The organism is Sinorhizobium terangae (genome assembly GCF_029714365.1).
GTDB lineage: Bacteria > Pseudomonadota > Alphaproteobacteria > Rhizobiales > Rhizobiaceae > Sinorhizobium > Sinorhizobium terangae.
In genome coordinates this window covers 139,103-166,062 of sequence record NZ_CP121661.1, presented here as the reverse complement: position 1 = coordinate 166,062, position 26,960 = coordinate 139,103, and the positions used below count along the sequence as shown (strand labels likewise).

The window sequence follows — 26,960 nt, the reverse complement described above, 5'->3', positions numbered from 1 at the left end:
GAGGGTCTTCCTCGTAAGCGCGCGTGTCGACCTGGCAGCATCGGTTGCGGTAGTGCAAGGACTTCACCCGGCTTAGTATAGACCTTCGTCAGGCAGTCGGATTGGAGTGAATCCGTCGCGCCGAAACCAAAATTGTGCATCTCCCGCCTGTAGCCGGGGCGGATTTGGCAAACTGCAAGGTCGCGCGAATCTGGGGACCAGCTAAGTGTCGAGAAGGCATAATAGTGGCGTTCCTCCTGTCTGCATGAACAGCACGCACGTTAAAGCGCCCATTACCGCGCGACAATGAACGTGAGATTTCAGCGTTAATCAGGATGGGAGTCTGCCGCGATCGTGTAGCACAGAGACGGCGTAGCCAAAGTCCTGACCCTGGTCCGGTTTAACGCCTCGAATCTTCAGATCGCTTATCTGGGCGCCTGAGCACCGCCCACCGCGAGGCCCGGAAATTTTCAGTCGGACGACGTGCGCGGAAATACATCCATCACGTGGATACTTTCAATCAAAACAATCGATTACGCCAAGTGTCCCATGAGGAGTATGAAGACGTCACGGGCGGTCGGGCATTGCATCACAAGGAGTATTTGCGATGGAAAAGTTTTTCCGGGGCAACGATGGCGCGGACACCCTCTTCGGCAGCAATGGCGACGATGTGATCATCGATTTTGCCGGCAATGACTGGATCGACTCTCGTGCGGGCACTGACCGCGCCTTCGGCGGCGCGGGAAATGACCGGGTACTCGGCGGCTCGGGCAATGACCAGGTCTACGGCGAAGAGGGCAGCGACTATCTCTCCGGCGACAACGGCCGCGACAAACCCCGCATTGCCGGCGAGGACAATGACTATCTCTCCGGTGGTGCCGGCGATGATGTTCTCTTCGTCGGGGACGGTAGGGATTGGCTGAGAGGGGGCGACGGGGGCGACATGTTCGTGTTCCAGTTCCACAACCCGGTGCGCGGTTCCCACAACCCGATGCCAGGGGTGTTCCCCAAACAGGGGCCGGACCCGGATATCTCCACCATCCTCGATTTCGACCCGGCTCAGGATACCTTCGCCTTCGATGCGGCGGGCCTCTACAACGACGGCTTTGGCGCGAACTTCATTAACCACGCCAGCGTGCAGTCGGGCTACCCCGTAGACACCTTCTACAGCGGCGCGGCCTCGGGTGCGAAGGGCGAGCACGTCGTGGTGATCACCGACCAGAGTTTCGCCAGTGGCTCAGCCGCCGCGAGGGCGATTTCCGGCGAGGCCGCTGGCGACATCATCGTCTACCACGACCTCAAGACCCACACAGCCAACCTCGCCTATGTCACCTCGGCAAACAACGTGGACGAGTTGATTCACCTTTCTGATGTGTACAGTGTGAGCAACCTTGCCAATCTCCACCTGACCGCGTCGGACTTCACATTCGTCTGATTCCGCTATTTGCCTACGAGCCGCAGCGCCCAGCGGACACGCCGTTTTCAGCTTGCCCGTGAGTCCGCTGGTCGCAATCCCAATACTCCTGAAGGTCGGAAGCGTTCGATCGGCATGCCCCACCACCCAAATGGCGCTCGGCTTGGCGACGCGCGCCATCATGCCCGGAACCTGAGAACAACCCGAGGGGCGTGCCGCTCGCATTTAAGTTTGAAGAAGCCACACAGCCCAGCTTATCTGTGCCGGCTCACCATCTTCGCTTCGGCGCGAGAGCGCAGATTCTCAGCTTCACTGCATCGGAGAGACGCTTCAACGCATGCCGCTATGAAGCAATTCCTTGCGGAATTCGCGTATTCGGAGTGATGCAACGCTTCACGGCAGACCTGCACCGCCCGTGCGTGCTGCATCCCCTGCCTCGGCCATTCATTCTCCAGGAAATCAAGTGCGTCGTAGGGCCCGCAGAACTGGCGCTTCATGCCGTTTTGCAACGTCACCCACAGTGGGGCACGCCATGGCACTTCTCTCATTTTCGGACCTCCTCGAAGATCGTACTCAGAACCGCAAACCCCTCGTGTTCGTTCCCACGCTACAACGATTCGTTACCCTTGATGACCCATAAGCCAAGCGGCGCAAAATATCGCGCATCAGGGCAGGTCCGCGACCGGGCTAAGCTGGGCTGCACTCCCGAGTTCAAGTGACCGCGCCGACAGGAAGAACCCCTCCATGCATCGCGCACTGGGCGAGACAACCGCCCCGTTCTCCGCTGACGGAAATCGAAGATGAGAAGCAAAGACCTCTCTAGGCAAAGGAATCGCAAGAGACGCCACCGCAATTGCAGCCACCTCTATCCGCGTTTGCGGCATTTTTTGGTTCCTCCAGCACGGAGTTCAGGCAGCGCTTGAGGAGGTTGTCGGACGGATTGCCGTATTATCTGGACGCATGCTATCGGTGCGGAGCCGCTCACCAGCAGCGAGCCACCCGCGTGGAATGCTGCGACACAAATGCTCGCCGCTGAAATCCTAAGCGCCCTCACGACCGTAACCCCGGGGTGTCCCTTGGCATGGTGCTTGCGTGGGATCCCGGGACAGGCGCAGATCTTACCCGTACGCGCGGCCGATTTCATTTCGGCGGCGGAATGAAGGAGATCGGTGCCCCAACCGACTGTGGAGGTACTTTTGACGGTGAGTGCCGCAAGCCTTTGTTTTACGGCCCCCGCAACTCGACCCAATGTTGGGGCGAGATCACCGCCTCTTGCCACCCGGATTGGCAAGGCCGTGGTGAACGAGCACCGCGGCGATCAGGCTGACCGATGCCGGACATTTCACCCCGATATATCCATGGCATCGATGACCCCCATCCAAACAATCGATTGTGATTATGCTACGGCCTGTTGCATGAAGATAAACGTGATCCGAAGGCGGAGCGGCATGCATGGTGAGGAGCTGCCGGCGGGCACCAGCATGCACTCTCTTGATTGGCTACCGACGAGACAGCAATGGTGAACACAGGTCAGGCCCGGTCGGGCGAAGGGGAAACTTCGCTTCGGCGGCTCGATGCCGCCCTGAACCGGTTGAAACACCTGCACGAAACTCTCCTCGACAGGTTACAGTGCCTCGACTCCGACAATGACCAGGTGTCCAGCCTGACCGCGCCCCCGCGGACGCAGCGCTCCGAATGCATGGTTATCGTGTGGCCGGCTGCTCGTGGACACGGTGACATCGGGCCTAGGATCAATGCCGCACCCCATCTCACCGCGATCCAGCAAAAAGAACAACTCCATGGCGCTCGCGCGGATTCGGCAATGTGCTGATGCCGTGAACTACGAGGATTTATAGTTGAGGAAGCCGTCCATCCCACTCGCCACTGTTCTTTTCTGTGCAGCACTGCTTCCCTTCGGGAGTGCCATGGCGGATCAGCTGGCAGCACCTGCACTTACGGTATCGCTGGTAACGCCGGCGCTGCGGGAGTGGCCGGAAACAATTCCTGCAAGCGGATGGCTCAAACCTTGGCAGGAAGCGGTCATCGCCTCCGAGACGAGCGGGCTTCGCGTAACGGACGTTCTGGTCGATGTCGGATCGGTTGTGGCCAAGGGTCAGACGCTGGTCCAGCTTTCGCAGCAGAGCGTGCTGGCGGACCTTCGAAAGCAAGCCGCAGCCGTCGAAACCGCCAAGGCAGATTTAGCAAAGGCCAAGGCGAACGCGGACCGAGCCCGGCAGCTTGGGCCCTCGGGAGCAATTTCGGATGAGAAGGTCGCCGAGCGTTTAACTGACGAACAGATGGCAATAGCAAGCCTCGAATCCCAACAGGCCGCGCTCGACAGCCAGAAGATCAAGCTCGCTCAGACGACTGTCACTGCCGTAGACGACGGGCTGATAACGTCACGCACCGCCAATCTCGGCGCAGTCGTTTCCGCTGGCACCGAGCTGTTCCGCCTGGTCCGTCAGCAGCGCGTCGAGTGGCAGGCCGAAGTTTCGGCACGCTTCCTGTCACGCATTGCGGGAGGATTGAGCGTCAGGATCAACGTCCCGGATGAGCGCCCCGTTCAGGGTAAGGTGAGACTTGTCGGACCGTCTGTCAGCACCGAGACCGGCCGCGCAATCGTTTATGTCACGCTTCCCGCCGGCGTCCATCCGCCTGTCGGTCTTTATGTCACCGGCAGCATCGAGCTAAAGACGACTTCGGCCCTCACGGTTCCCGAGACAGCGATCGTGTTCCGCGACGGCATGAGCTACGTCTTTACGATCGGCGACGACAGGCGGGTGCGACGGGTCCGGGCGGAGACGGGCCGCCACAAGAACGGCGAAGTCGAGATTCTCTCCGGCATAGATCAGTCCTCAAGGATCGTGGCATCGGGCGGAGCGTTTTTGTCGGACAACGACCTCGTGAATGTCGCCGAGCAAGGCTGATGAATTTCTCCGCCTGGTCGATACTCAATCCCATACCGGCGATACTGCTCTTCGCAATGCTCACGATCGGCGGGATATTGGCTTTTGAGCGCCTGCCGGTCCAATACTTCCCGGATATGGACCTTCCGAGGATCAGCATAACCGCGACACTCGATGGCGCGGCGCCGGCGCAGCTCGAGACGGAGGTTGCACGCATTATCGAGGACCGGGTGGCCTCGTTGACTCATCTCAACCACATTGCCACAACGATCACCGACGGAACCGTCGCACTCAGCGTCACCTTCGAGCTGGAGAAGAACACCGATGACGCTTTAAACGAGGTCCGCAATGCTGTCGACAGTGCGAAGGGGGATCTCCCGGCGCAGATGCAGACGCCGAGCGTCACCAAAGCTACCCTGCAGAGCGCCGCGCTGGTCACCTACGCGATCCGTTCGTCTCATCTTAGTGAGACCGAGCTTTCCTGGTTCATCGACAACGACATGACGAAGGCACTGCTGTCGGTGCCGGGAGTGGGACAGGTGAGTCGCGTCGGCGGGATCGATCGCGAAGTTCATGTCGACCTCGATCCCACAACGATGGCGTCGCTCGGGGTCACTGCAGCGACTGTTTCAGCACAGTTGAAGTCGGTCCAGGCTGATACGTCGGGTGGGCTTGGAGAAATCGGCGGAGCCCGCCAGACGTTGCGGACGCTCGGCGCCGTCGCATCCGTCGAAGACCTCAAGAGACTGCAAGTTCCGCTGCCCAACGGCCAGCAGGTCCGTCTTGACGATGTCGCTTCCGTCACTGACAGCTTCGCGGACCGGTCGTCGCTTGCCTATCTCGACGGCCAGCCAGTGATCGCTGTCGCGATCAAACGCTCTAACGGGTTCTCGGACACCGGCGTTGCCGCTGACGTCGACGAGGAGGTAGCACAGTTCGCCGCCGAACATCCCGACGTGCAGATCGATAAGGTCTACAGCACCGTCGGGGCGGTGCTCGAGAACTATCACGGTTCGATGCGGATGTTATTCGAGGGGGCGATCCTCGCGGTCGTGGTGGTCTGGTTCTTCCTCCGGGATTGGCGCGCGACGATCTTGTCCGCCGTGACGCTGCCGTTGTCAGTCATACCGACCTTCCTTTTGATGTACGCCGCTGACTTCAGTCTTAATATCATCACTCTGCTTGCACTGTCGCTGGTGGTCGGCATTCTTGTCGATGATGCCATCGTGGAGATCGAAAACATCGCTCGCCACCTCCAGATGGGCAAGCGACCGATGGATGCAGCCCTCGAGGCGGCCAATGAGATCTGGTTAGCAGTTGTCGCGACCACGCTCACGCTCGTCGCGGTCTTCCTGCCCACGGCATTCATGGGCGGCATATCAGGGCTGCTCTTCCGCCAGTTCGGCATCACCGCCGCAGTCGCCGTACTCGCCTCTCTGATCGTTGCGCGCCTGCTAACGCCGATGATGGCCGCCTATTTCATGAAGCCGCATTCCACCCAGGAAGAGGATGGGCGGATCATGCGTGCCTACATGGCGATTGTGAAGGCGTCTTTGAAGCACAGGAAGAAAACGCTCCTCGTGACCGCAGTCTTCGTCGCACTCTCGCTTTCCACCATCCCGTTCCTGAAATCGGGCTTCCTGCCGGCTGCCGACGACGCCCGGACCCGGGTGACGCTGACCCAGCAGCCCGGAGCCACAATCGACCAGATGGACACAACGGTCAGGAAGGCGGCGGACATCGTAAGCAAGCTGCGCGATGTGACGCATGTCTTCTCGTCGGTCGGTTCTGCATCATCGGGTGATGGCCCGGAGATCAGTATTGGAACAGCCACGCTCGACGTCATGCTGACGCCCATTAACGAACGAGACCGCAAGCAGTCAGAGATCGAAAAGGATATCCGCTCGGCCCTCTCGGTGCTCCCCGGCGTGCGGGTTGCGGTCGACAACGGTGGCCACGGCACGCAGCTCGTCATCACCCTTGCAAGCGACGACTCAAATGCCCTTGACGAAGCAACCAATGCGCTTGAGGAGCAACTCCGAACGCTCAATGGGATCGGAGCGGTGACTTCGACCGCTTCGAGGCAGGCGCCTGAGGTTCAGATCACCCCGGACTTTGTACGCGCAGCCGCACTCGGGGTGACGTCAAGCGCCATCGCGGAAGCCGTGCGCGTTGCGACGCGTGGAGACTACTCTTCCGCCCTGCCAAAGCTCAATCTGCCTCAGCGGCAAATCCCCATCGTCGTCCGCTTCAAGCCCGAGGCACGCACAAATCTCGACGACATCAGGAACATAAGGGTGCCCGGAAGCCATGGCAGCGTCGATCTTGGATCAATCGCCGACATACGTATCGGCGGAAGTCCTTCCGAGATCGATCGCATCGATCAGATGCGCAACATGACCCTTTCCGTCGAGCTCAACGGCCGTATCCTGGGCGACGTCTATCGCGAGGCAAAGGCGCTGCCGGCTCTTGAGCACCTGCCGGCGGGCGTCACGCTCGTGAAGCAAGGAGAACTTCAGCGCAGTTCGGAACTGTTCCAAAGCTTCGCTCTTGCGATGGCGATCGGCGTGTTCTGCGTCTATGCGGTGCTCGTCCTGCTCTTCCACGACTTCCTGCAACCGTTCACCATCCTCATGGCCCTTCCTCTTTCGCTCGGAGGCGCACTGCTGCCACTAGTGGTGACCGGAACCAGCTTCTCGATGCCGGTGGTCATCGGCCTGCTGATGCTCATGGGCGTGGTGACGAAAAACTCGATCCTTCTCGTCGAATACGCGATCATGTCGCGCCGCCAGGGAATGTCGCGGTTCGATGCACTCGTCGATGCCTGCCGCAAGCGCGGGCGTCCCATTGTCATGACGACCATCGCCATGGCATCGGGCATGCTCCCGGTTGCTTTGAGCCTGACGGGGGGCGATTCAAGTTTCCGACGGCCGATGGCCATTGTGGTGATCGGCGGTGTAATGACGTCAACGCTACTCAGCCTTATTGTGATCCCCATCATCTTCACGTTCGTCGACGACCTGCTTGAGGCACTGAAACGGCTCGGACGCCGGACGCAGGCACGCAACGAAACCGCCGGGCAGGAAACGGATGCATTCGACAATTGCGAGCCGATTGCCTTCAAACGTAGCCCCGCCGCTCGAGGACATGGCCAGAGCTGATTAATTCCCAAAGCCACGTACCTGTCTGTGCCGTAGAGCCCGTGCAGGGGCTTGGCAGAGGGGATGCCCCTTTCACAACGGACCGCATGGCCGACCTGATGAGGACGCAGGCGATCGACTATAAGGTCGGCTCTCCGACGAATGATCCGGCCGATATTCTTGATCCGGTTGCCCCCCATGGAGCTTCTCGCTGTTTTCGTCGACCGGACGATGTCGTCACCGCCAACAGTCGGGCCTGGTTCCAGGCTGCGCCGAGTTCGCTCTGAAAATCGACACCCCTGGTCCCGCACGATGATGAAGTGCGCTCCGTCAACAGGGGCGATTTTGCTCGATTTGACTTGAGCGTTGGTGAATGTTAGGTGTGGGTAATCGTTAACCCTTGGTGAAGCCGTGACCGTCTCCCTCAACGACATTGCCGAACGCGCGGGCGTCTCCGTCAAGACGGTTTCCGGCGCGCTGCACGGCGGTTCGGCCCGCATGGCCGAAGCGACCAGGCAGCGCATCAAGGAGATAGCCGAGGAACTCGGCTACGTCACCAATCTCGCCGCACGCAGCATGCGGCAGGGCTGGATGCCGCTGATCGGCGTCGTTGCCGACGAGTTGATCACCTCCCCTTTCGCGACGGAAATCATCCGGGGGCTCGATGGTGCGGCGCGAGCCTCTGACATGGCCGTTTTTGCGATGACCCTGAACGGCAGCCGCGATGTGGGCGCGGTGATAGAGGAAGTGCGCCGCTTTCGCCCGCGGGCGATTGCCTACGCGGCCATGTATCACAAGACGGTCTCGCTTCCCGCCGAATTCGCCGGCACAGTTGGCGTGATGATCAATTGCCGCGAGGCGAACGATCGGGTGACGTCACTGGTGCCCGACGAATTCGGCGCGGCGCACGAGATCACCACCTACCTGATCGAGGCGGGGCGCCGGAATATCGCTTTCATCAACCTGCCGGGCCTGCTCGCCGGGGAATTGCGCGAGTCGGGCTTCCGTCAGGCGATGACCGAAGCCGGGCTCGATGGCGACGGCGCCCGGGTGCTCCCGGCAGTCCGCAGGGCGATCTACAGCGACAGGGCCCATAGCCTGGTTCTTTCGCATGTAGCCGAACTGATGGCCGGATCCGAACCGCCTGACGCGATTCTCTGCGGCAATGATCGCGTCGCGATGGAGGTCTATGCGGCGCTACGCCGCGTCGGGGCGCAAATCCCCGACGACGTCGCCGTCGCCAGCTTCGACAATCAGGTCGAAATTGCATCGCGTCTCGACCCAGCCTTGACGACCATGGCCCTGCCGCATCGGGCGATGGGGCGCCTGGCCGCGGACATCCTGCTTGCCGGTGACACGATGCCAAGCGAGGTGCACAAGCTTCCGTTCCAATTGGTGGAGCGGTCATCCGTATAAATCAGTAGTTGCGTGAACCCTGTTGAGGAGGAGATACAGTGATGGGTAATCGTTTACTTTCGTTCCTGGTGGCGTCTGTCGCGTTCGGCGGCCTGGCGGAAGCAAAAACCGTCATTCACGTGATGCACCAGGGCGACCCCGGTTGGGTCTCGACCTATGGCGAAGTTGCCAAGCGCTTCGAGGCCGCTAACCCGGACGTCGACATCGAGCTCATCTATGCTCCCCACGACGCCTATAACGAGAAGTTCAGCGCCGCCGTCATGTCCAAGCAATTGCCGGACGTCATGGAGCTCGACGCGCCCTTCCTCGCCAACTACGTCTGGTCGGGGTACCTGCAGCCGATCAAGCCGTTGATCGATCAGGATGTCATCGACGACATGACCGAATCCAACGTCGCGCAGGGCACCTACCCCATAGACAAGGAGCTTTACGCCGTCGGGCTGACCGACTCCTCCGTCGTCCTCTACGGCAACAGGAAATATCTCGAAGCGATCGGCGCCCGCATCCCCAAGTCGGTCGACGACGCCTGGACCCGGGAAGAGTTCGAGGGCTATCTCGAAAAGCTCTCGAACCTCGACGGCGTCAAATGGCCGATCGACACCTTCCGCGGCTACGGCATCAAGACCGAATGGATCACCTATGCCTACGGTCCGATCCTGCAATCGGCCGGCTGCGACCTGATCGACCGCAAGACCTGGAAGTCTGTCGGCACTCTCGACAGCGATCCTTGTGTCGATGCGCTGACGATGATGCAGAAATGGGTGAAGAACGGCTGGGTCGTGCCGCAATCCTCCGGCACCAACCAGTTCTTCGCTGAGGGACATCCAGCGGCGCTCGCGCTCGGCGGTCACTGGTTCTATGCGGAAGCCGCGGCTTCGATGAAGGACGACATCGTGGTCATGCCGCTGCCTAAATTCGGGCAGAAAAGCGCGAGCCCCAACGGCACCTGGATCTGGGGGATCACCACCGCCTCCGAACATCCGGATATCGCCGGAAAGTTCGTCAGCTTCATGCTTAAGGACAAGGCATTCCGAGATTATGCGAAGGAAGATTCCGCCTATCCTGGCTTGAAGAGCTTCGCCGCCGGTTCACCGCTTTACGCCGACGGCGGCGCGATGGCGGTGGCCTTCGAGCAGGCATCGAAAACCGCGATCGCACGGCCCCCGCATCCGGCCTATCCGATCATCACCTCGGCCTTCATGGGAGCGGTGGACGAGATCTTCAATGGCGGCGACGTCAAGGCTGCACTCACCGCGGCAGCCGAGAAGATCGACGAGGATATCGAAGAAAACGACGGCTATCCGCCCTTCGACGAACAGTAATAACTCCAGGACGGTGCGGCCGCGGCGCGAATGCCGCGCGGCCGTACGCCCGAAAGACCCGACAGCCCCAGACAGCCATTGTCGCGCGGCTCCCGATGACGCGATCTTGTGAGGAGGAGGAGATCATGACTTTGCAGCAACCGGCGCTAGCGGCGACGGCAGTCGCGGCGCGCCCGGCCAGACGGCGCGACCAGAGCCGCCTGTTCCAGGAAGTCGGCATGCTAGCGCCCGCGGTCATCCTGCTGACGATCTTCCTTGTCGTGCCGTTCCTTCTGTCTTTCTGGACGGCGATGACCAACCAGCCGCTGGTGCCGCGCCCGACCCCCGTCCGTTTCATCGGGTTCACAAACTTCCTGCGTATCTTCAAGGATGATCTGTTCTGGACGTCACTCTGGAACGTCTCGCGCTTCACCTTCTGGATCCTGCCGGTGCAATGCGGCCTCGCCTTTGCGACAGCGTTGCTCCTCCACCAGAAGCTGCCGTTCCGCAATTTCTTTCGCAGCTTGTTCTTCCTGCCCGCGATCACCTCCATGGTCGTCGTCTGCGTGATCTGGGGCACGCTCTTCCAGTATCCGACCGGCCCCCTCAATCAGGTGATCGGCTTTCTCTCGGGCGGCCACATCCAGCCGATTGACTGGCTCGGCGATCCGGACTGGGCGATGTTCTCGATCGTGCTCCTGTCGGCATGGCAGGCCTACGGCTTCCAGATGATCGTCTATCTCGCCGGCCTCCAGGGCATTCCGGACGAGCTCTATGATGCCGCCCGCATCGACGGCGCCAACGCATTGCAGCGCTTCTGGCACGTGACCATGCCGGGCTTGAGGCCGACCCATGTCTTCGTGCTGGTCATCACCACGATCCAGGCCTTCAAACTCTACACCCAGGTCGCGATCCTGACCCAAGGCGGCCCGAAAAGCAGCACCGAGACCGTGGTCCATTACATGGTGCGCTCCGGTTTCGAGGAACAGAAACTCGGCTACGCTTCGGCCGTGTCGGTCATTCTCTTCCTCATCGTTCTCGTCATCGCGCTCCTGCAGCGTCAACTTCTGAGGCGTTTCGATGTCTGATCTCGCTCTCCCCACCCTGCAGACAGAGGCAAAGCGCGAGCGCTCCGCGATCGGTTCGCTGCGCATCGTCCAGACGGCCTCGATCCTCGTGGTCGCGCTCGTTATCGTGTCGCCGCTGTTCATGCTCGTGATCGCGAGCCTCAAGGACGACCGCTTCCAGATTCTGGCCGATATGGGAAGTTTCCGGGCCTTTTGGGTCTCCAACCCGACACTCTCCAATTTCGCGGAAGTGAGCAATCTCTCAGGCGAGCTCGCCTTCGGCCGCTACCTTCTGAACTCGTTGTTCATTCTCGCCTGCACGGTCGGCGCCGGCCTGATCGTCAATTCGATGGCGGGCTTCGTGCTCGCCTGGGGTTCGCTACGCGGCCGCGCCGTGGTCCTGTCCCTGGTCATTGCTCTCTACGTGATCCCGCAGGAGAGCATCATCATGCCGCTCGTCATCATGGTGTCGCGGGCCGGCATGACCGACACCTTCGCTGTGCAGATCGTCCCCTGGATCGCGAGCCCCCTCTACATCTTCCTGTTCTACCAGTTCTTCGCCCAGCTTCCGAAGGAACTCTTCGAAGCGGCTCAGATCGACGGCGCTTCGGTGTTCCGCATCTACCGCTCGATCTTCCTGCCACTCAGCCTGCCGGCGCTCGCAACCGTCTCGATCCTCATGGGGATCGAGAGCTGGAACCAGTATCTCTGGCCGATCCTGGTAACGCAGACCGACTATGCCCGGCCGATCGCCGTCGCGATCGCCACGTTCTTCGGCCAGGACAGCATCTACTGGGACCGCGCGATGGCCGCCTCCGTCCTGATGATGATCCCGATCCTCGCCCTCTACCTCGCCTTCCAGCGCTGGTTCGTGAGTTCCTTTATTGGCTCCGCCGTGAAAGGTTGATCAATGACAGGCCATACGCCCCCCTCTTCCCTTCTCGACGGCAGCCTGAAAACACTCAGCGCCGCGCTTGCCGCCGGGACCACGCTCCACGCGTGGCTGAAGCCAGTCGATTCGGGTACGCCGGCCGAGCTGAAAGCGAGCCAAGACGGACAGGAAATTGGTCGCATAACCGCGCGAAACACCGAGGAGTTCGAGTTCCAGGCGCTCCTGATCGAAACCGCCGGCGAAATCTCTTTCAGCTATGACGCCAGGACCACCAAACTCTCCATCGTCTATGCTTTCTCGGAAACGGACGTCTTGGAAAAAGGCATCGTTGTTCTTTACAGCGGCGAGGCCAATTCGACACCCCTTGTTCCTGGCGGCTATCACTTCCGCCCGCCTTTCGGCTGGATGAACGACCCCAACGGTTTCGGCCGTTTCGGCGACAAGGTTCATCTCTTCTATCAGCACTATCCCCACAGCCTGCGCTGGAACACAATGCATTGGGGCCATGCAGTCTCGGGTGACTATCTCCGCTGGAAGCACCTTCCGATGTTTCTGTTTCCGTCGGCGGGGCTTTCGGCTCGCGCGGACGGCCGCGGCGGCGCCTTCTCCGGCTCGGCAATTCCCCTTGCGGGAGAGGAGCCCGGGATCCGTGTCTTCTTCACCGAACAGGTGAAAGATCGCGAGCCGGAAGAGCAGATCCAGTTGACTGCCGTCAGTCGCGACCAGATCAGCGCCGCTCCGGCGGAGATCATCCTGCCGCAACGGCCGTCCGGCCTCGACCTGACGCTCGATTTCCGTGATCCCTATGTAATCAAAGGTCCGGACGGCCGCTGGAAGATGCTGCTTGGCAGCCGCGATCACGCGGGGGGAGTAATCCTGCTCTACGAGACAGCCGATCCGGACGCCGCGGTTGGTTGGAGCTTCGTCGGGATTCTTCACCGCGAGAACCGCTTCGGCATGACCGCGGCCGAATGCCCTTGCATGGTCCCGCTCGGTGGTCCTGTCGACGACCCGCAAACCCGTTGGGCGCTGATCTTCGGACTGCTCACCAGCCGCGATCCGGCAACGGCGCGGCGCAACATCACGCTTGCAACCGTCGGCCGCTTCGACGGCAGCACCTTCGTCAAGGAGTTCGAGCAGGAACTCGATTTTGCCACCGACGCCTATGCCTTCCAGGCCTTCGTCGACCATTCCGGCCCCGTGGGCATCGCGTGGCTGGCGAACTGGACGGAGATCTCGAAGAGGATCGATTTTCCCACGGCCATGACGCTCCCCCGCCGGGTACTGCTTGATGAGGGTGTGTTGCTAACCCCACCGGTCGATGCGGTCGACAGCTTGCGCCAAGATTTGATCGACGAGCGGCGACTGCTTTCCGGAGACAGGGTGGAACTCGCCAACGGAGCCGTTGAGATCGTGATCGATCTCGCCGCCCCCGGCGCCGCCTTCGATCTCGAATTCGACCATCCCGACGTCGAGCTCGGCGTCCGGGTCGATCCGGAAGGGCTGAGCATCGTCTACGACATTCCCGACGGCAAACTGCTGCCCCGCTACCTCGCAGCCGGAGCAACGCCCTCGACGCTTCGCATCTTTCTGGACATGGGGTCGATCGAGGTCTTTGCGGATAACGGTCGCTGGACGGGGACCAAGCGTTTGCCCGGAGTTGCAGGCGTTCGTTCCGCCTACCTCAGCGCGCCCACAGGCAATGTCGCCGCCGCAAAGATCTGGCAGCTCAAGCTATAGCTGAGACTCAAAAGGAGAAATTTCATGGCATCCGTCTCGATGGATCAGGTTCGCAAACAATACGGCGCCGTTCCGGTGATTCATGACATCTCCATGAACATCGAAGATGGTGAGTTCGTCACCCTCGTCGGCCCTTCCGGCTGTGGCAAGTCGACCCTGTTGCGCATGCTTGCGGGGCTAGAGGACATCAGCGGCGGCGAGATCCGCATCGGTGGCCGCCTTGTCAACGACGTGGCCCCGAAGGAGCGTGACATCGCCATGGTCTTCCAAAGCTATGCCCTTTATCCGCACATGACCGTCGCGGAAAACATGGGCTTCGCGCTTAAGCTGAACGGTCAGGACAGGGCCACGATCGAAAAGAGCGTGCGCGAAGCGGCCGACATCCTGGCGCTCGGGCCGCTGCTCGATCGCCTGCCGAAACAGCTTTCCGGTGGCCAGCGGCAGCGCGTGGCAATGGGACGGGCGATCGTCCGCCAGCCGCAGGTCTACCTTTTCGACGAGCCGCTTTCGAACCTCGACGCCAAGCTCCGCGTCACGATGCGCGCCGAGATCAAGGATCTGCATCAGCGGCTGAAAACCACCACGGTTTATGTCACCCACGACCAGATCGAGGCGATGACGATGGCCGACCGGATCGTCGTCATGCGCGGCGGCAATGTCGAGCAGATCGGCAAACCGCTGGAGCTTTACGACCGGCCGGCCAACACCTTCGTCGCCACCTTCATCGGCTCGCCTGCGATGAACCTCTTCGAGGGGGCGATCGCCAATGGGCAGTTTGTCACCCATGGCGGGGCAGCGCTTCCACTACCCGATGGCTATCAAGGCGGGACAGCGGCGGTCTACGGTGTCCGTCCGGAACATCTGACGATTGGCGAGCATGGTGTCCCCGCCAGCGTGGTCGTGGTCGAGCCGACCGGGTCCGAAACACATGTGCTGGCGAAGATCGGCCCGGCAGACGTAAACCTCGTGCTGCGCGACCGGATCGATCTTCAACCCGGCCAGACGGTCATGGTCGCCCCCGACATAAGAAGGGTCCACTTGTTTACATCGCAGGGGCTACGCGCAAACTGATTGGCCTTCAGCGCACCGGGAAATTTGGCATCAGCAAGCGTGCGGCAACGCCGTGACTATCAGGTTGCTCTGGCTTCGCTATCTCGCGAATGCTCCGCAGCGTTGCCGGACGCCCCCTTGCGCCGGAATGGCAACCTTACGAGGCGGTGCAATGCCAATCGGTCATTCAAGGGGCGTAAGGTGGCCGCCCTTCCCGAAAGGCTGGCAGTTTAGGCGAGGGCGGCGGTACCGTTGTCAAACATGGAGGGGTCTTCGAGAACATTCGCCGTCAGCATTGCGCCTTCGAGGGTGGCGAGCACCTGCAGCGCGCTGTTGTGAGACAATCCTGCCTCCATTAGTTTGTCGATTCCGAGCAGGAAGAACCTTTTCACTTCCTCTCTGACTTCACCGGCCAAATCTTGCGACGTCGCCCCCAACGCGCCGCACAGGCACATTCTCCCGTCGCGATGTAGAGCAACGCGAAAGACTTGCCGCCAAGCTTCGACGATATCTTCGCCGCCGGCGACCTGGTGGTCGACGGCTGCTAGAAAACGATCCGTGTAACGGCGGGCGACTGCTGCCGCGAGCTTCTCCTTAGTCGGAAAATGATAGTGAACGCTGGCGCTCTTCACGCCTACGTCGACAGCAATCTCGCGAAAGCTAAAGCCACTGTAGCCTGCTCGGCGAATCCGCTCCTCCGCGGCGTCCATTATCGCATCTGTTGTTTCGCTCATTCTTATAGCCTTTTAGATGCCGTTCTCGATCTATCAGTAGATAGGCTAATCCGACCCAAAAAACAACGCCGAACATGATTTGCTTATCTATCGGTAGATAGGTCTTGCAAGTCGCGGAAGGAGCGGCTAAGTAATCGCCGCCTATCTATCGCTAGATAGACAGAACAATTACCGAACCGAAAGGAAGCTCCTATGAGCACTGGCAACAAGCAAAAGCGCATCCTCCTCGTCATGTCCTCGGTTGACGAAATGGGCATCAGCGGCAAGCAGACCGGCACGTGGTTTCATGAACTCGCCGCGCCCTACTATATTTTGACCGAAGCCGGCCATGAGGTCGTGTTCGCCTCTCCCCGAGGCGGCGAAGCTCCGATCGACCTTCTCAGCAGGAAGGCGCCGTTTACCACCGAATATACAGACCGTTTTCTGGCCGATCCGGTCGCTATCTTTGCTGCTCGTAATACCCGCAAGCTGCGTAACATCGACTACAGCACGTTCGACGCTGTCTTCTTCCCCGGTGGTTACGGCCTGCTGTGGGATCTCGCCTCCGACTCCTTCGCCATCAAGCTGATCCGTGACTTTCACAAGGTAGGTCGTCCGATCGCCATGGTGTGCCATGCGCCGGCGATCCTGCGCGACATCAAAAAGGACGATGGGCAGTACCTAGTGAAAGGCATAAGCCTCACCGGCTTCAAGAACGCCGAAGACACCGAAATCGAACTGCTCAACCACCTGCTGTTCTCGCTCGAGGACGAACTCAAGAACCGCGGTGCCGACTACCAGAGCAAGGCGAACTGGGAACCGAACGTCGTCATCGATGGCGTCCTGATGACGGGTCAGAGCCCGGCTTCTGCCGTGCCGCTCGCCGAAGCCCTTGCTGAGCGTCTCGGCTAAATCCTGAGCTTCTGGGGCGCTCAAGAGCGCCCCAGAAAGAGAAGCTTTCAAGCACCAAGAGACCCCAAATTGGCGCCGTGTCAACGGTTGTCGGGCGCCACGCCGATACTCGAAGACGTTGCGCGATCGGACCTGCCTTCCGCGTGATACGACTGGCTTTCGATGACCAACTTTCCCGTAGCGCAAAGCCCTGTCGATAATCAAAAGTGAGATTTCTCATGGGCGGATTGGGAGGGCGGCATCCCAAGCTTTCGGCAATCTTGGTCAGCCGGTCGCTGTTGTCGCGCTCATCCGCTTCGCTGTCGTCGGCACTGCGAAGCAGCCGCACCAGAGGTTGTTCCTCATCGACGAATCCAGCCATATAGTCTGATCCAATATCGGTCCTTTGCCGTGCAAATTCCAACGCGGCAAAGGACTGAGGATAATCAGATCACTCAATGCGCGGAGGCAATGGTCGATTCACGAAATGAGATCGCTGGAATGAGAAGCAGGGCGACGATTGCTAATATGCCAACGCCAGCAATTGCATTTGGAAGCCCAATGACCTCGGCAGCGTGACCGATGAGTGCGGGTCCGATCAAAATTCCAGCATAACCAAGCGTTCCCGTCGCGGCGATTGCTTGGGGGGCCGGCATCGATCGCTGTACCGCAGCGAGCGAGAACAGGATCGGGACTATATTTCCCGCGGCCAGCCCTGCGATGGTGATGGCTGCCAAAGTCATCGAGACAGTCTCGGCGTAGGCGGCGAAGATTATACCCAAAGCAGCCACTGAAATGCCGAAGACGAGCATCATGGACTCGCCGAGGCGTTCAACCGCCTTGTCGCCCACAAATCTACTAACGGTCATCGCGATTGCAAAGAGAGCATAGCCGCTGCCCGAAAATGAAACTTTCAATTTCTTGGAGGTCAGCAAAATGGCTCCCCAGTCGAGCATCGCACCTTCCGCTAGGAAGATGACCATCAAAAGCAAACCGACCGCGAGCACCCTTCCTCTGGGAACCGCAAAAATCGCCCCGTCGGAAGCTGGCTTCGTTTTAAGAAATCCGGGTACCGCGCAAACAATGCAAATGATCATAACCAATGATGCCACGGCGGAAGCGGCGAGGACGCCGGGCCCGACCGCGATAAGGAAAGTCATTCCTGCCGCCCCGACCAGCCCGCCAATACTGTAGACGCCGTGAAACCCTGACATCAGGGGCACGCCTGCAAGATCTTGAACTTCGGCTCCATGCATATTGGTGGCGACATCAATCGCGCCAATTGAGCAACCAAACAGCAGAAGTGCAATTGCGAGGACTATCGGGTTCGCCAGCGCCGCCATGAGCGGCAGCACCGTGGCTAGGCCCACAGCCCCGGCAATCAAGACTGGCCTGCTTCCTATCCTGTTGGAGACTATACCTGCAGTCGGCATGCCCACGACCGCGCCAAGGCCAAGGCACAGAAGCACCGATCCCAAGGTCGCAGAATCTGCGTCAATGCGGCTTTGCGCGTATGGCACCATCGGTGCCCAGCATGCCAGCGCGAAGCCTGAAATGAAGAAGGAAAGCCGCGTAGCGCGCTTACTGTCTCGCAACTGCACATCAGCATCGGGGTTGATCGCAGAATTCCTGCGGGCCAGCTTCAATTTCGAATCTGTCATGGACCCATCTTTTGATTTCCTGAGTTCCAGCCATCTAACTCTGGAACGGAGAACGGGTTTTCGATATAATGCCGACTTACGTCGCTAATCCGTCAAGAACAGGATCCGCATGCTTATGCGCGGGTCCACCCGATGACCATCACTGGATTCTGCCGACCTCCGGGCAGACGCGCGAGTTCCGACTTACGTCAACGCTTATCACGACGATCGATCCGGCGTTGCCGATGGGCAGCGTCAGTGCGGTGCAACAGGCGTGGGCGCGCAGGTAACCTGCCGCCTTCAGGTCGACGTTGGCGACGACAGGCCAGTCGAAACGTGGCTGCCCGTTGGGTCCTCTACCTGCGCGTTGGTCTCCCTCGCTTCCTCGCATCCGGCGTTCCCAGAGGTTTTAGCCGGCTCGGGATCGCGACGCTTTCAAGTTGAAACGGCAACATCGACTAAGCGGTAAGCACCCGGGCGCTTGCCCCACTATGTTAGTGCCCGCCCCTGCTCTGTAAATTCGGGTGCCACTTCCTACGTCTACGACGCTACTCCGCTGCCCCTCCTCGGCGGCTTGGAAAGGTGCTGCAGCGCTTGCGCACTATCGGTCACGACCGCGATTTGCACCAATGGGACATAGGTCAGTCAGGTTCGCGGTGATCCGCCACGCCCTTCTTCCAGTACCCGCTCGCATGAACCGCGCAGGTTTCAAGCGATTGTTGTCTTTTTAGCTCGGTCCTGATCGCCGAAACCTGGCCTGATTCTGCCGTTACCCAAACCAGGGAACCCGATGGGACGGATAGATCCTTAACAGCATCAACCAGTGTCTCGCCGAGCTCGCGGCAGAGCCAGCGCACTGAAACTGCCGCCGCTGCGCCAACGGACTGCATCTCTTCAGCATTCGCGATCTCAATGAATACTTGCGCTTCCGCCGTCGGAGGAAGCGCCTCCACGATGGCGGCGACAGCTGGCAAACCGGTCTCGTCGGCGAAAAGAATGTAGTTCCTGATTTCCGGATTAATCGAGATTCCGCTCCGCGTGTTAGGCCTGCTTATTTCCAATCTATCGCCGGCTTCTGCTCGGGACGCCCACCTGGATATGTTGCCCTCGTCGCCGTGCAATACAAAGTCGAGCTCAAGTTCACTCGTCGTCGGATTGAACCGCCTAACAGTATAAGCGCGCCCAGGCTGCCGAAATCCGTCTGAGTCGCGAACGAAAACTTTCAGGTATTGACCAGGCAGATCTGGTCGCAGCCCCGATACTTCTTGCGCATCCACGCTTATGCGCTTCAAGAGCGGGGTTATCAACGTCGCTTTTTTTACGGTCACGCTGAAGATATCGTAGGGGGGATTCACATCCGCTTTGTTCATATCCGCACGGCCTCGTCGCTATTGTCCTAGATTCACCAGGCGTTCTGGAAAGGCTTAAAGGACTTGCGCGGCGGCCGATATTGAGGAACGGACAGCCTGTAGCGATATCCTGACAGCGCCAACTGGTTTGTGAGTTTTTCTGGTTCAGCCTCGTTGAGCTTGTGACGGCTGCGAAACGCTGTGCTTTTTTGACGAACCTCGTTGCCTTGCCAAAAACCCTCAGGCTCGCGACCAAGATCGAGCGCTACATCGTGCACCCTTCGCCGAAGGAGGATCCGTCTTTCGCAAAATCCACATTTCCGTCCATAGCCGGATCCCTAGCCTGCGTGTTTGACATGGTCAGCGCTTAGCAAAGGACCTGCCCTTTTGGCATACTGTTTTGGGGGAAGGCCCATGACCCGGCGGAACATGGTGGTGAAGGCGCCGATATTGCCGTAGCCCGCCTCGAGCGCGACAGATGTCACCGGCTGCCCCGCTGAAAGACGGGGCAAGCTTGAAAACACTATCGCCTGTTGGCGCCATTTCAGAAAGCTTACGCCAGTCTCTCGGCGGAAAAAACGCGTGAAGGCTCTGCGGCTCATCCCGAGCTTCCCGGCCCAATCATCAATATGATCGTTAGGCGTTGGAGCTTCCAAGAAGCCGCGGCATAGGTTTGCGAGCCTCACATCTGAGGGCAACGAGAGCACGAGATGTTTTTCTTCCAAATTCGTGATCTCTTCGAGCAGGAGTTCTTGCACTAGACAAGACCTTGGGTTTGCGACGGCAGCTTCCTTCAGCTTGACGGCTTCCAGCAAGAGGCTACGGCCAAGATCCGTCACTTCAAAAACAAAGGGCTCTTGCCGCCCAACGCCTTCTGTCGGATTCAAATAGACGGAAACCATCATTACGTCGCTGAGGACGATGTGAGAATGTGGCAGCCCGGCAGGCACAACGAGGCCATGACCGGGCGGCGTCATAAAGCGCCCGCCGTCTGTTTCAACCAGGACCACACCGGCAAAAACGCAAATAAGCTGGACACGGGCGTGAAGATGGCGCGTGACCACGTGCGCCGACGGGTAATGATGCCATCGGAACATGACACGCGGGTCGCCAAGAGCCTCATCGCCATCATCGAGCATTTCGAGTGTCGTGTTCGACGCTGATATCGTGCGATCATAGTCCATCATGACACCCTTTGATTGCGCCGTGCTTGGCTCCAACGGGTGCGAATAGGAAACGCAGTCGGTAGGATAATTTGTTCTGTCCTCTCCACGGCTTCGGGCCACGTGGCTGCGCAGTAGGCGCCCCGCCCCGCCTGCGACAATGTAGAGGCGGGCGCGTTGCGTCTCTCGTGGTGAAGTGCGGGCCAGAATATCAGCCGATTCAGCGAGGTAATATCTGCAGGCGGCCAATATTTATTGATGACGCGACAGCGCCACGGCCGGACTCGCGATCGGCGCTTCCCGTCCATGCCGTCAGAGCGGATGTTTCTCCAACTGGATCGCACGACGATTTATCGATATAATCTGCGTCTATGTTGCCCTCTCGTCAAAACGACTCCGATCCTGATTTCGCCTCCGCTCCTGTTGTGGGCCAGGTCGAAAGCTGGTCATCAAGTGAGGGATCTTTCCACAATCACCGGCGCCACCAACTGATTTACGCGATAAAAGGTGTGATTCACGTATCGACACAAGCTAGCAGATGGGTGCTTCCTCCCACACGGGCATTGTGGATATGCGCAAATACAGACCACAAATTGAGCGTGGCGAGAGCAGCCGAAATCCGCGTTCTTTACATCGACCCGGATGCTGTTTGTGCACCGACCTCATCGTCGTGTGTTGTTGTGGAGGTGACGCCGCTTGTACGCGAGCTGATCTCATCGTGCGCGGGTCTGTCGTGGAACTATCAGTCAGGTTCGAAGGAAGCTCGGCTTTGCGAGGTTTTGCTTGACCAGATCGCGACGCTCGACCGCTCGCCTGTCGATCTGCCTGTCCCCAGTGATCCACGGGGTTTGCGCATAGTGGAGATCCTCAAGCGCGATCCCTCGAGTCGCGAACCACTCGCCTCATTGGCTGCACGAGTGGGGGCGAGTTCAAGAACCGTCGAACGCATTTTCGTGCGGGAAACCCATCTTGCGTTTGGTGCCTGGCGTCAACGTCTCCGCTTGCTGGCGGCACTTGAACTTCTGGCTTACGGAGAAGCTGTGACCAATGTCGCCTTGGATGTCGGTTACGAGTCCGCCTCCAGTTTTGTAGCAGCGTTCCGCGAAACGTTCGGAACAACACCCGCCCGGTTCTTCAAGTGAGCCGCCCCGGTTTATGTGAGCACAAGCTACTAACGTCCCACCCGAGTGCCGGCTCGATCGGTGCAGCAACGTCCAAAGACTTTATCTGCAGCAGGATGACCCTCTGTGCAGATGGTCATCAGGTCTGCCATGCGCCAACGGGTGCGCAAGAGTTTTACGGCAGCTGTTGCGCAGGTGGGGGCGGAAACTGTGACTGAGTGGCGGCACAGCGACACAAGGGCGAGCACAAGCGACGTGAATTCGTGGCCGAGTGGAAGCCGGCAAAGGTCAGTTTAATATCGCGTCCTGGGCTACTCAGCGAGAAGGAAGGGGCGCGACGCACGTCGTCATGACGCTGCTTGAGCGTGAGTTGAGGCCCTGACGGAAGACATGCGCTTTGAAAGGCTTTAGCGAGGTATTCAGAACAGACATCGAAGCTCCTGGGTGTGTGACGGAAGCTGAAATGCAACGCGAGACGCGCGCTTGGCTAGGAGTGTGATTGCTGGCGATCCGCGGTAATAACGACGTGCTCCGAGAGTTCCATTTCGATGGAACGCGTTATCCGCGTGCGAAAAGGGCTGGGCTTCCCCCGGTGTGCACGAAAACCACATCACTGCCTGCCGGGATCGTCTCCCCGAGGGATGCGATCAAACCCGCGAAGACCTTTCCCGTATATGTCGGGTCCAAAAAAACCCCTTCAGCTCCTGCTACCTTGCGGATTGCAGCATTCCCTTCTTCGCTGGCGATCCCGTATTCCGGCCCGATATGCTGATAGTTGAGCAACAGATCTTCCGCATCCCAGCGCCGATCGACACCGGCAAGTCGGGCGGTGTCGTTCGTCAATGACGCCGCGCATTCGCGCGAAGCAAAGGCCGCTGTTGTAATAACGATACCGAGAACTTGCGTGTTGGGCAGATATCGCGCGCATCCTGCGACGAGGCCGGCATACGTGCCGCCCGAGCCCATTGCGACCACGATATAATCCGGATGTCTCTGCCGGCGCGCATCGAACTGCTCGCGCATCTCTTTGGCGCAATCGACGTAACCAAGAGCTCCCAAGGGGCTCGACCCGCCAATCGGGATGACATAGGCGCGCTCGCCTGAGGCTTCCAGCTCTGCCTTGCGCTCCAGCATAAGGTCCACGACCATGGCGTTGAAGTCGTCACGATCGTGAAATTCCAACTCCGCGCCCAAAAGTCGATCGAGAAGCAGGTTTCCCGAGGGGTTGGAGGGCAGCTGCCCGCGAAGCAGGGCTAAAGGCCGCATGCCATGTTTTCTGGCGACAGCCGCGGTTTGCCGGACATGGTTCGATTGCGCGGCGCCCGCCGTGATCAGCGTCGTTGCCTTTTCCGCTTTGGCTTCGGCAAGAAGATATTGCAGCTTCCTGATCTTGTTTCCGCCGCCGCCCAGGCCGGAAAGATCATCCCGCTTCGCGCTGAGCGAAATGCCGAGTTCACGCCCAAGGTTTTCCCAGTTGTCGATCGGGGTTGGGAAGAAGCCAAGTGGGACCAAATCAACTTGATCTGTCATCGCGCTAACCTCTAAGGGGATGCGTTTTCATTACAAGGCCGCCGCGGCGCAGGATCCCTTACAAACATGATCCGCTTCACCTGGAATGACGGCGATAGCCTCGATTTCAACTTGAGCGCCCATCGGCAACGCCGCCACCTGATAGGTCGCGCGTGCCGGACAGGGCTTTGAGAAGGCCGCAGCATAAATCTCGTTCAACTGCTTGAACTTCGAAAGATCGGTCACGAGCACGGTCGTCTTCAGGACATTGGACATCTTTGCCCCCGCCGCAGTCACAATCGCTTCGATATTTGCCAGCACCTGGCGCATCTGCGCTTCCGCGTCGCTCGCCATGGTCCCTGTCACGGGGTCAAGAGGCAGTTGGCCTGAAACGAAAAGCAGATTTCCATGGCGTCTCGCCTGGCTATAGGGACCGACAGCTGCGGGCGCGTTAGGGGTCGAGATTTCCATGGCTTCCTCACAAGAGTTGGAGATGGGCGTCTTACGCAATGCATCACGGCATATCGAATTCGAACGGATCGCGTGTCGGCACTTGTTCGCGCCGACATATCGTTGAGTGATAGCTAACAGGGGGGGAATGCCGCGATCATCTTTCGTGGCTGGACAATGCTTCCGCCATTCGCTCGAGTCCTTGAGCAAGAACAGACCTTGGCGTGCCGATATTCAGGCGGATATGTCCTTCACCGCCGGGCCCATAGTCTTCACCATAGTTGAGGACGAGGCCGTGCCTTGTTTCAAACAAGTCGAGCATTTCCTGGTGCGACATGCCGTAATCCGACAGGTCAAGCCACATGAAGTAGGTGGATTCCGTCGGGCGCGCGCGAATACGCGGAAGTCTTTCCTTGAAGAAAGCCTCGGCGAAGGCATAGTTTCCGGCAACATACCTCATGAGATCGCCCAGCCACCCATCGCAATCCCGGTATGCCACCTCGGTCGCGGCGTGGCCGAATAGAGAACCGCCGTAGCCGGAGGTATCGCGCTTCAACCCCTCGAGATACTCATGCATGAGCCGAGGATTGGCGGCAATGACTTGAGAGTGCTTCAGTCCGGTCAAATTAAACATCTTGCTGGCGGAAAGCAGGCTCACCGAATTCATGAGAGCCTCTGATGAAACGCTCGCGAAAGGAGTAAAGTGAGCGCCTTCGTGCAGCAGGCCGCAATAGACCTCGTCGGAAACGACAACGACGTTGTGCTGCTGGCAAAATTCCGCAAGCCGCGCCAATTCTTCTCGCGACCATACCCGGCCGACAGGGTTGTGAGGGTTGCAAAGCAAGAGCAGTCTTGTGCGGCTGCTTACGCAGCGGGACAGCTGATCGAAGTCGAATTCATAACGGCCATTGCGTAGCATCAGAGGGTTTGCAACCGGCACGCGACCGGCGGCGGCCACTATATTCCTGAACTGGAAGTGGACCGGCGGCTGGTAGATGATCTCGTCGCCCTCGACACTCAGGCGATCGATCAAGGGTCGCATGGAGGGGTAGATGCCAACATTGTGGGCGATCCACTCGCGCCTGATCTCCCACCCGAAATGCCTCTTGTAGAAGCCGCTCAGCGCGTCGTAGTAGCTGTTTGGCTTGTAGGGGTACCCGAAATGGCCAAGCCGCGCGGTGCGCTCAAGAGCCGCTGCAATTGGCTTGGGCGACCGGAAGTCCATATCTGCTGTACCGAAGCCGAGCAGGGATTTGTTCCCGGTACGATCAATTTCCATTTCCCATTTGACGGTGCTCAGGGTCGAGCGGTCGAGGACTTCGTCAAAGTTGGTCGTTTCCGCGGCGGCGTCGGCCGGCGCCCGGTGCAAATCGTGCATAATATTCTCCGATTATCTGTCTGGTCGTTCCAGCGCGGCTAAAGGACTTTGGCCAGGAACTCGCGTGTGCGGGGTGACTTGGGGTTGGCGATCATCTCGCGCGGATCGCCTTGTTCCATGACGGTTCCCCCGTCCATGAAGATCAACTGGTCCGCGACTTCACGGGCGAATCCGATTTCATGCGTGACCACGACCATCGTCATCCCGTCACGGGCCAGGTCCTTCATGACTGAGAGGACCTCGCCGACCAATTCGGGATCGAGCGCCGAGGTCGGCTCATCGAACAGCAACACTTTCGGGCGCATCGCCAAGGCTCGCGCGATCGCAACTCGCTGCTGCTGGCCGCCGGACAGTTGTCTTGGATAGGCGGAAGCCTTTTCGGCCAGCCCTACTCGGCGCAAAAGCTCCAAAGCGTGTTGCCGCGCTTCGACGCGCTTCTCACCGCGGACGCGGACCGGAGCTTCCATGAGGTTTTCAAGCACGGTCATATGCGGGAACAGATTGAAATGCTGGAAGACCATGCCGATTTCGGCACGCCGTGCACAAATCTGCGACGCCCTCAGTTCATGGAGCCTGTCGTCTTTCAAGCGGTACCCAACGAAGTCCCCATCGACCAGCAGCAGTCCGCTGTTGATCTCCTCGAGATGATTGATGCACCTGAGAAATGTGCTCTTACCAGAGCCGGACGGTCCGATAATGCAGGCGACCGATCCGTTCGGCACCGAGACATTCACGCCCTTCAGTACTTCATAGCTACCGTAGGATTTCCTGACATCTGACGCGTGTATCATGACGGAGGAAGAGACACCGAACCGTTCGAAGTGATTGGTCTTCATTGTGCGGCTCTCCATTTTTCACGCATAGTGAGGATCAAACCAAGCCGTGATAGGCCAACCGGAGCGGAGTCGTGTCCGGCTTCATCTCTTGAGTAGTAACGTTCCAGGTAGCCTTGACCGACGGTCATTATGGAGACGACAACGAGGTACCAGAAAGTGGCGACGAGCAAGAGAGGGATGGTTTCGAACGTCCGGGCATAAATCGCCTGCGCCGAGTACAAAAGGTCGCCGACGGCAATGATACTGACGAGGGACGTCGTTTTGAGCAGATTGATCGTCTCGTTTCCGGTCGGAGGAATGATGACGCGCATCGCTTGAGGGATAACAATCCGTCGCAGCAACAGAGACGGTTTCATCCCAAGACACAGAGCCGCTTCGGTTTGGCCACGGCTCACTGATTTCAATCCGTTTCGGATGATCTCCGCCATATAGCCCGCTTCATGGAGGGACAGCGCAACGACCGCCGCAACCAACGGCGTCATTATCGTGTTCGTGGGAATCGAAAAGATCGTACCAAGGCCCGGCAACCAAAGCGTGATGTCTTTGAAGATGAGCGACAGGTTGTACCAAAGGATAAGCTGGACGAGCGCTGGTGTGCCCCGGAACCACCAGATGAACCCTGCGGCCGGGAGTGACAGCATTCTGCTCGGCGAAAGCATCATCAAGGCGACGATCATGCCAATGACGCTGGCAAAAAACATGATGGCCAGGGTCAATCCGACAGTTATCCATAGCCCTTGCAAGATAATCGGGTTCAGGATGTAGGAGGCTACGACGGGCCACTGAAGGTTGGGATTGCTGACGACTGCCTGCATCAGCAGAAGCATAAGAATTGCGACCAAACCAGCAGCCGTCCAGCGCCAGGGATGACGGAGAGGCACCACCTTGAACTGCGTCGTGTGCTTTGCAGCGACGCTATCGTCTTTGAGGGGGAGAACGTTCAAGTCCTCGATTCCTTCTTAGAGTGATATGATGACTTTTCGCAAATCGAGTTGCGGCCGAATT

At 59.3% G+C, this 26,960-nt stretch carries 21 protein-coding genes; 11 read left to right on the top strand and 10 right to left on the bottom strand.

The genetic code is table 11. The features are described from left to right. The first annotated feature begins 586 nt into the window (after window positions 1–586). Window positions 587–1,414 (top strand): calcium-binding protein, encoded by an 828-nt coding sequence (locus QA637_RS29055; RefSeq protein ID WP_283067898.1) that lies wholly within the window; start codon window positions 587–589, stop codon window positions 1,412–1,414. Between the two features lie 233 nt (window positions 1,415–1,647). On the opposite strand, the gene QA637_RS29050 is transcribed toward QA637_RS29055, so the two are convergent. Then, window positions 1,648–1,890: a DUF982 domain-containing protein gene (locus QA637_RS29050; RefSeq protein ID WP_283068033.1), complete on the bottom strand. Its 243-nt coding sequence runs from the start codon at window positions 1,888–1,890 to the stop codon at window positions 1,648–1,650. Between the two features lie 1,359 nt (window positions 1,891–3,249). Here QA637_RS29050 and QA637_RS29045 point away from each other — a divergent pair. From QA637_RS29045 to QA637_RS29010, 8 genes are all read left to right on the top strand, one after another. Beyond that, complete coding sequence (locus tag QA637_RS29045) at window positions 3,250–4,320, top strand: efflux RND transporter periplasmic adaptor subunit (RefSeq protein WP_283067897.1); 1,071 nt, start codon at window positions 3,250–3,252, stop codon at window positions 4,318–4,320. Then, window positions 4,320–7,460 carry an efflux RND transporter permease subunit gene (locus QA637_RS29040; RefSeq protein WP_283067896.1) on the top strand — a complete coding sequence of 1,047 codons (3,141 nt, stop codon included), beginning with the start codon at window positions 4,320–4,322 and terminating at the stop codon, window positions 7,458–7,460. Before QA637_RS29045 ends, QA637_RS29040 begins: the two co-directional genes overlap by 1 nt. 390 nt (window positions 7,461–7,850) lie before the next feature. Then, a complete protein-coding gene (locus tag QA637_RS29035; RefSeq protein ID WP_283067895.1) occupies window positions 7,851–8,855 on the top strand; it encodes a LacI family DNA-binding transcriptional regulator in 1,005 nt (334 codons plus the stop codon). A gap of 41 nt (window positions 8,856–8,896) precedes the next feature. Further along, entirely contained in the window at window positions 8,897–10,177 is a 1,281-nt protein-coding gene (locus tag QA637_RS29030; RefSeq protein ID WP_283067894.1) for an ABC transporter substrate-binding protein, read from the top strand. A 125-nt stretch (window positions 10,178–10,302) separates the two neighbouring features. Further along, complete coding sequence (locus tag QA637_RS29025) at window positions 10,303–11,244, top strand: carbohydrate ABC transporter permease (RefSeq protein ID WP_283067893.1); 942 nt, start codon at window positions 10,303–10,305, stop codon at window positions 11,242–11,244. Beyond that, window positions 11,237–12,130, top strand: coding sequence for a carbohydrate ABC transporter permease (locus tag QA637_RS29020; RefSeq protein WP_283067892.1), 894 nt, complete (start codon window positions 11,237–11,239; stop codon window positions 12,128–12,130). The genes QA637_RS29025 and QA637_RS29020 overlap by 8 nt, the downstream gene beginning before the upstream one ends. A 3-nt stretch (window positions 12,131–12,133) precedes the next feature. After that, entirely contained in the window at window positions 12,134–13,855 is a 1,722-nt protein-coding gene (locus QA637_RS29015) for a glycoside hydrolase family 32 protein (protein WP_283067890.1), read from the top strand. Window positions 13,856–13,879: 24 nt separating this feature from the next. Then, the gene (locus QA637_RS29010) at window positions 13,880–14,926 is read left to right on the top strand and encodes an ABC transporter ATP-binding protein (RefSeq protein ID WP_283067889.1); all 1,047 of its coding nucleotides are present in this window, start codon (window positions 13,880–13,882) and stop codon (window positions 14,924–14,926) included. A gap of 209 nt (window positions 14,927–15,135) precedes the next feature. Here QA637_RS29010 and QA637_RS29005 read toward each other — a convergent pair whose 3' ends face one another. Next, entirely contained in the window at window positions 15,136–15,639 is a 504-nt protein-coding gene (locus tag QA637_RS29005; RefSeq protein WP_283067888.1) for a TetR/AcrR family transcriptional regulator, read from the bottom strand. 192 nt (window positions 15,640–15,831) lie between these two features. On the opposite strand from QA637_RS29005, the gene QA637_RS29000 reads away from it, so the two are divergent. Beyond that, window positions 15,832–16,530: a type 1 glutamine amidotransferase domain-containing protein gene (locus QA637_RS29000; RefSeq protein ID WP_283067886.1), complete on the top strand. Its 699-nt coding sequence runs from the start codon at window positions 15,832–15,834 to the stop codon at window positions 16,528–16,530. Between the two features lie 434 nt (window positions 16,531–16,964). Here the strand turns inward: QA637_RS29000 and QA637_RS28995 are convergent, their stop codons facing one another. The 3 genes from QA637_RS28995 to QA637_RS28985 all read right to left on the bottom strand — a co-directional run bounded on the left by QA637_RS28995 (window position 16,965) and on the right by QA637_RS28985 (window position 20,685). After that, entirely contained in the window at window positions 16,965–18,170 is a 1,206-nt protein-coding gene (locus tag QA637_RS28995; protein WP_283067885.1) for an MFS transporter, read from the bottom strand. A gap of 620 nt (window positions 18,171–18,790) precedes the next feature. Then, window positions 18,791–19,519: a siderophore-interacting protein gene (locus tag QA637_RS28990; RefSeq protein WP_283067884.1), complete on the bottom strand. Its 729-nt coding sequence runs from the start codon at window positions 19,517–19,519 to the stop codon at window positions 18,791–18,793. Window positions 19,520–19,836: 317 nt separating this feature from the next. Further along, window positions 19,837–20,685 (bottom strand): AraC family transcriptional regulator, encoded by an 849-nt coding sequence (locus tag QA637_RS28985; protein ID WP_283067883.1) that lies wholly within the window; start codon window positions 20,683–20,685, stop codon window positions 19,837–19,839. Between the two features lie 347 nt (window positions 20,686–21,032). On the opposite strand from QA637_RS28985, the gene QA637_RS28980 reads away from it, so the two are divergent. Beyond that, complete coding sequence (locus QA637_RS28980; protein WP_346283799.1) at window positions 21,033–21,803, top strand: helix-turn-helix domain-containing protein; 771 nt, start codon at window positions 21,033–21,035, stop codon at window positions 21,801–21,803. Window positions 21,804–22,340: 537 nt separating this feature from the next. On the opposite strand, the gene QA637_RS28975 is transcribed toward QA637_RS28980, so the two are convergent. The 5 genes from QA637_RS28975 to QA637_RS28955 form a co-directional block, all read right to left on the bottom strand. Next, window positions 22,341–23,312 carry a 1-aminocyclopropane-1-carboxylate deaminase/D-cysteine desulfhydrase gene (locus QA637_RS28975; protein ID WP_283067879.1) on the bottom strand — a complete coding sequence of 324 codons (972 nt, stop codon included), beginning with the start codon at window positions 23,310–23,312 and terminating at the stop codon, window positions 22,341–22,343. A gap of 30 nt (window positions 23,313–23,342) precedes the next feature. Continuing rightward, complete coding sequence (locus QA637_RS28970; protein WP_283068032.1) at window positions 23,343–23,762, bottom strand: RidA family protein; 420 nt, start codon at window positions 23,760–23,762, stop codon at window positions 23,343–23,345. Between the two features lie 136 nt (window positions 23,763–23,898). Continuing rightward, window positions 23,899–25,119, bottom strand: coding sequence for a MalY/PatB family protein (locus QA637_RS28965; protein WP_283067877.1), 1,221 nt, complete (start codon window positions 25,117–25,119; stop codon window positions 23,899–23,901). A gap of 38 nt (window positions 25,120–25,157) precedes the next feature. Beyond that, the gene (locus tag QA637_RS28960) at window positions 25,158–25,955 is read right to left on the bottom strand and encodes an amino acid ABC transporter ATP-binding protein (protein WP_283067875.1); all 798 of its coding nucleotides are present in this window, start codon (window positions 25,953–25,955) and stop codon (window positions 25,158–25,160) included. Beyond that, a complete protein-coding gene (locus QA637_RS28955) occupies window positions 25,952–26,899 on the bottom strand; it encodes an amino acid ABC transporter permease (RefSeq protein ID WP_283067873.1) in 948 nt (315 codons plus the stop codon). The genes QA637_RS28960 and QA637_RS28955 overlap by 4 nt, the downstream gene beginning before the upstream one ends. Window positions 26,900–26,960: the final 61 nt, after the last annotated feature.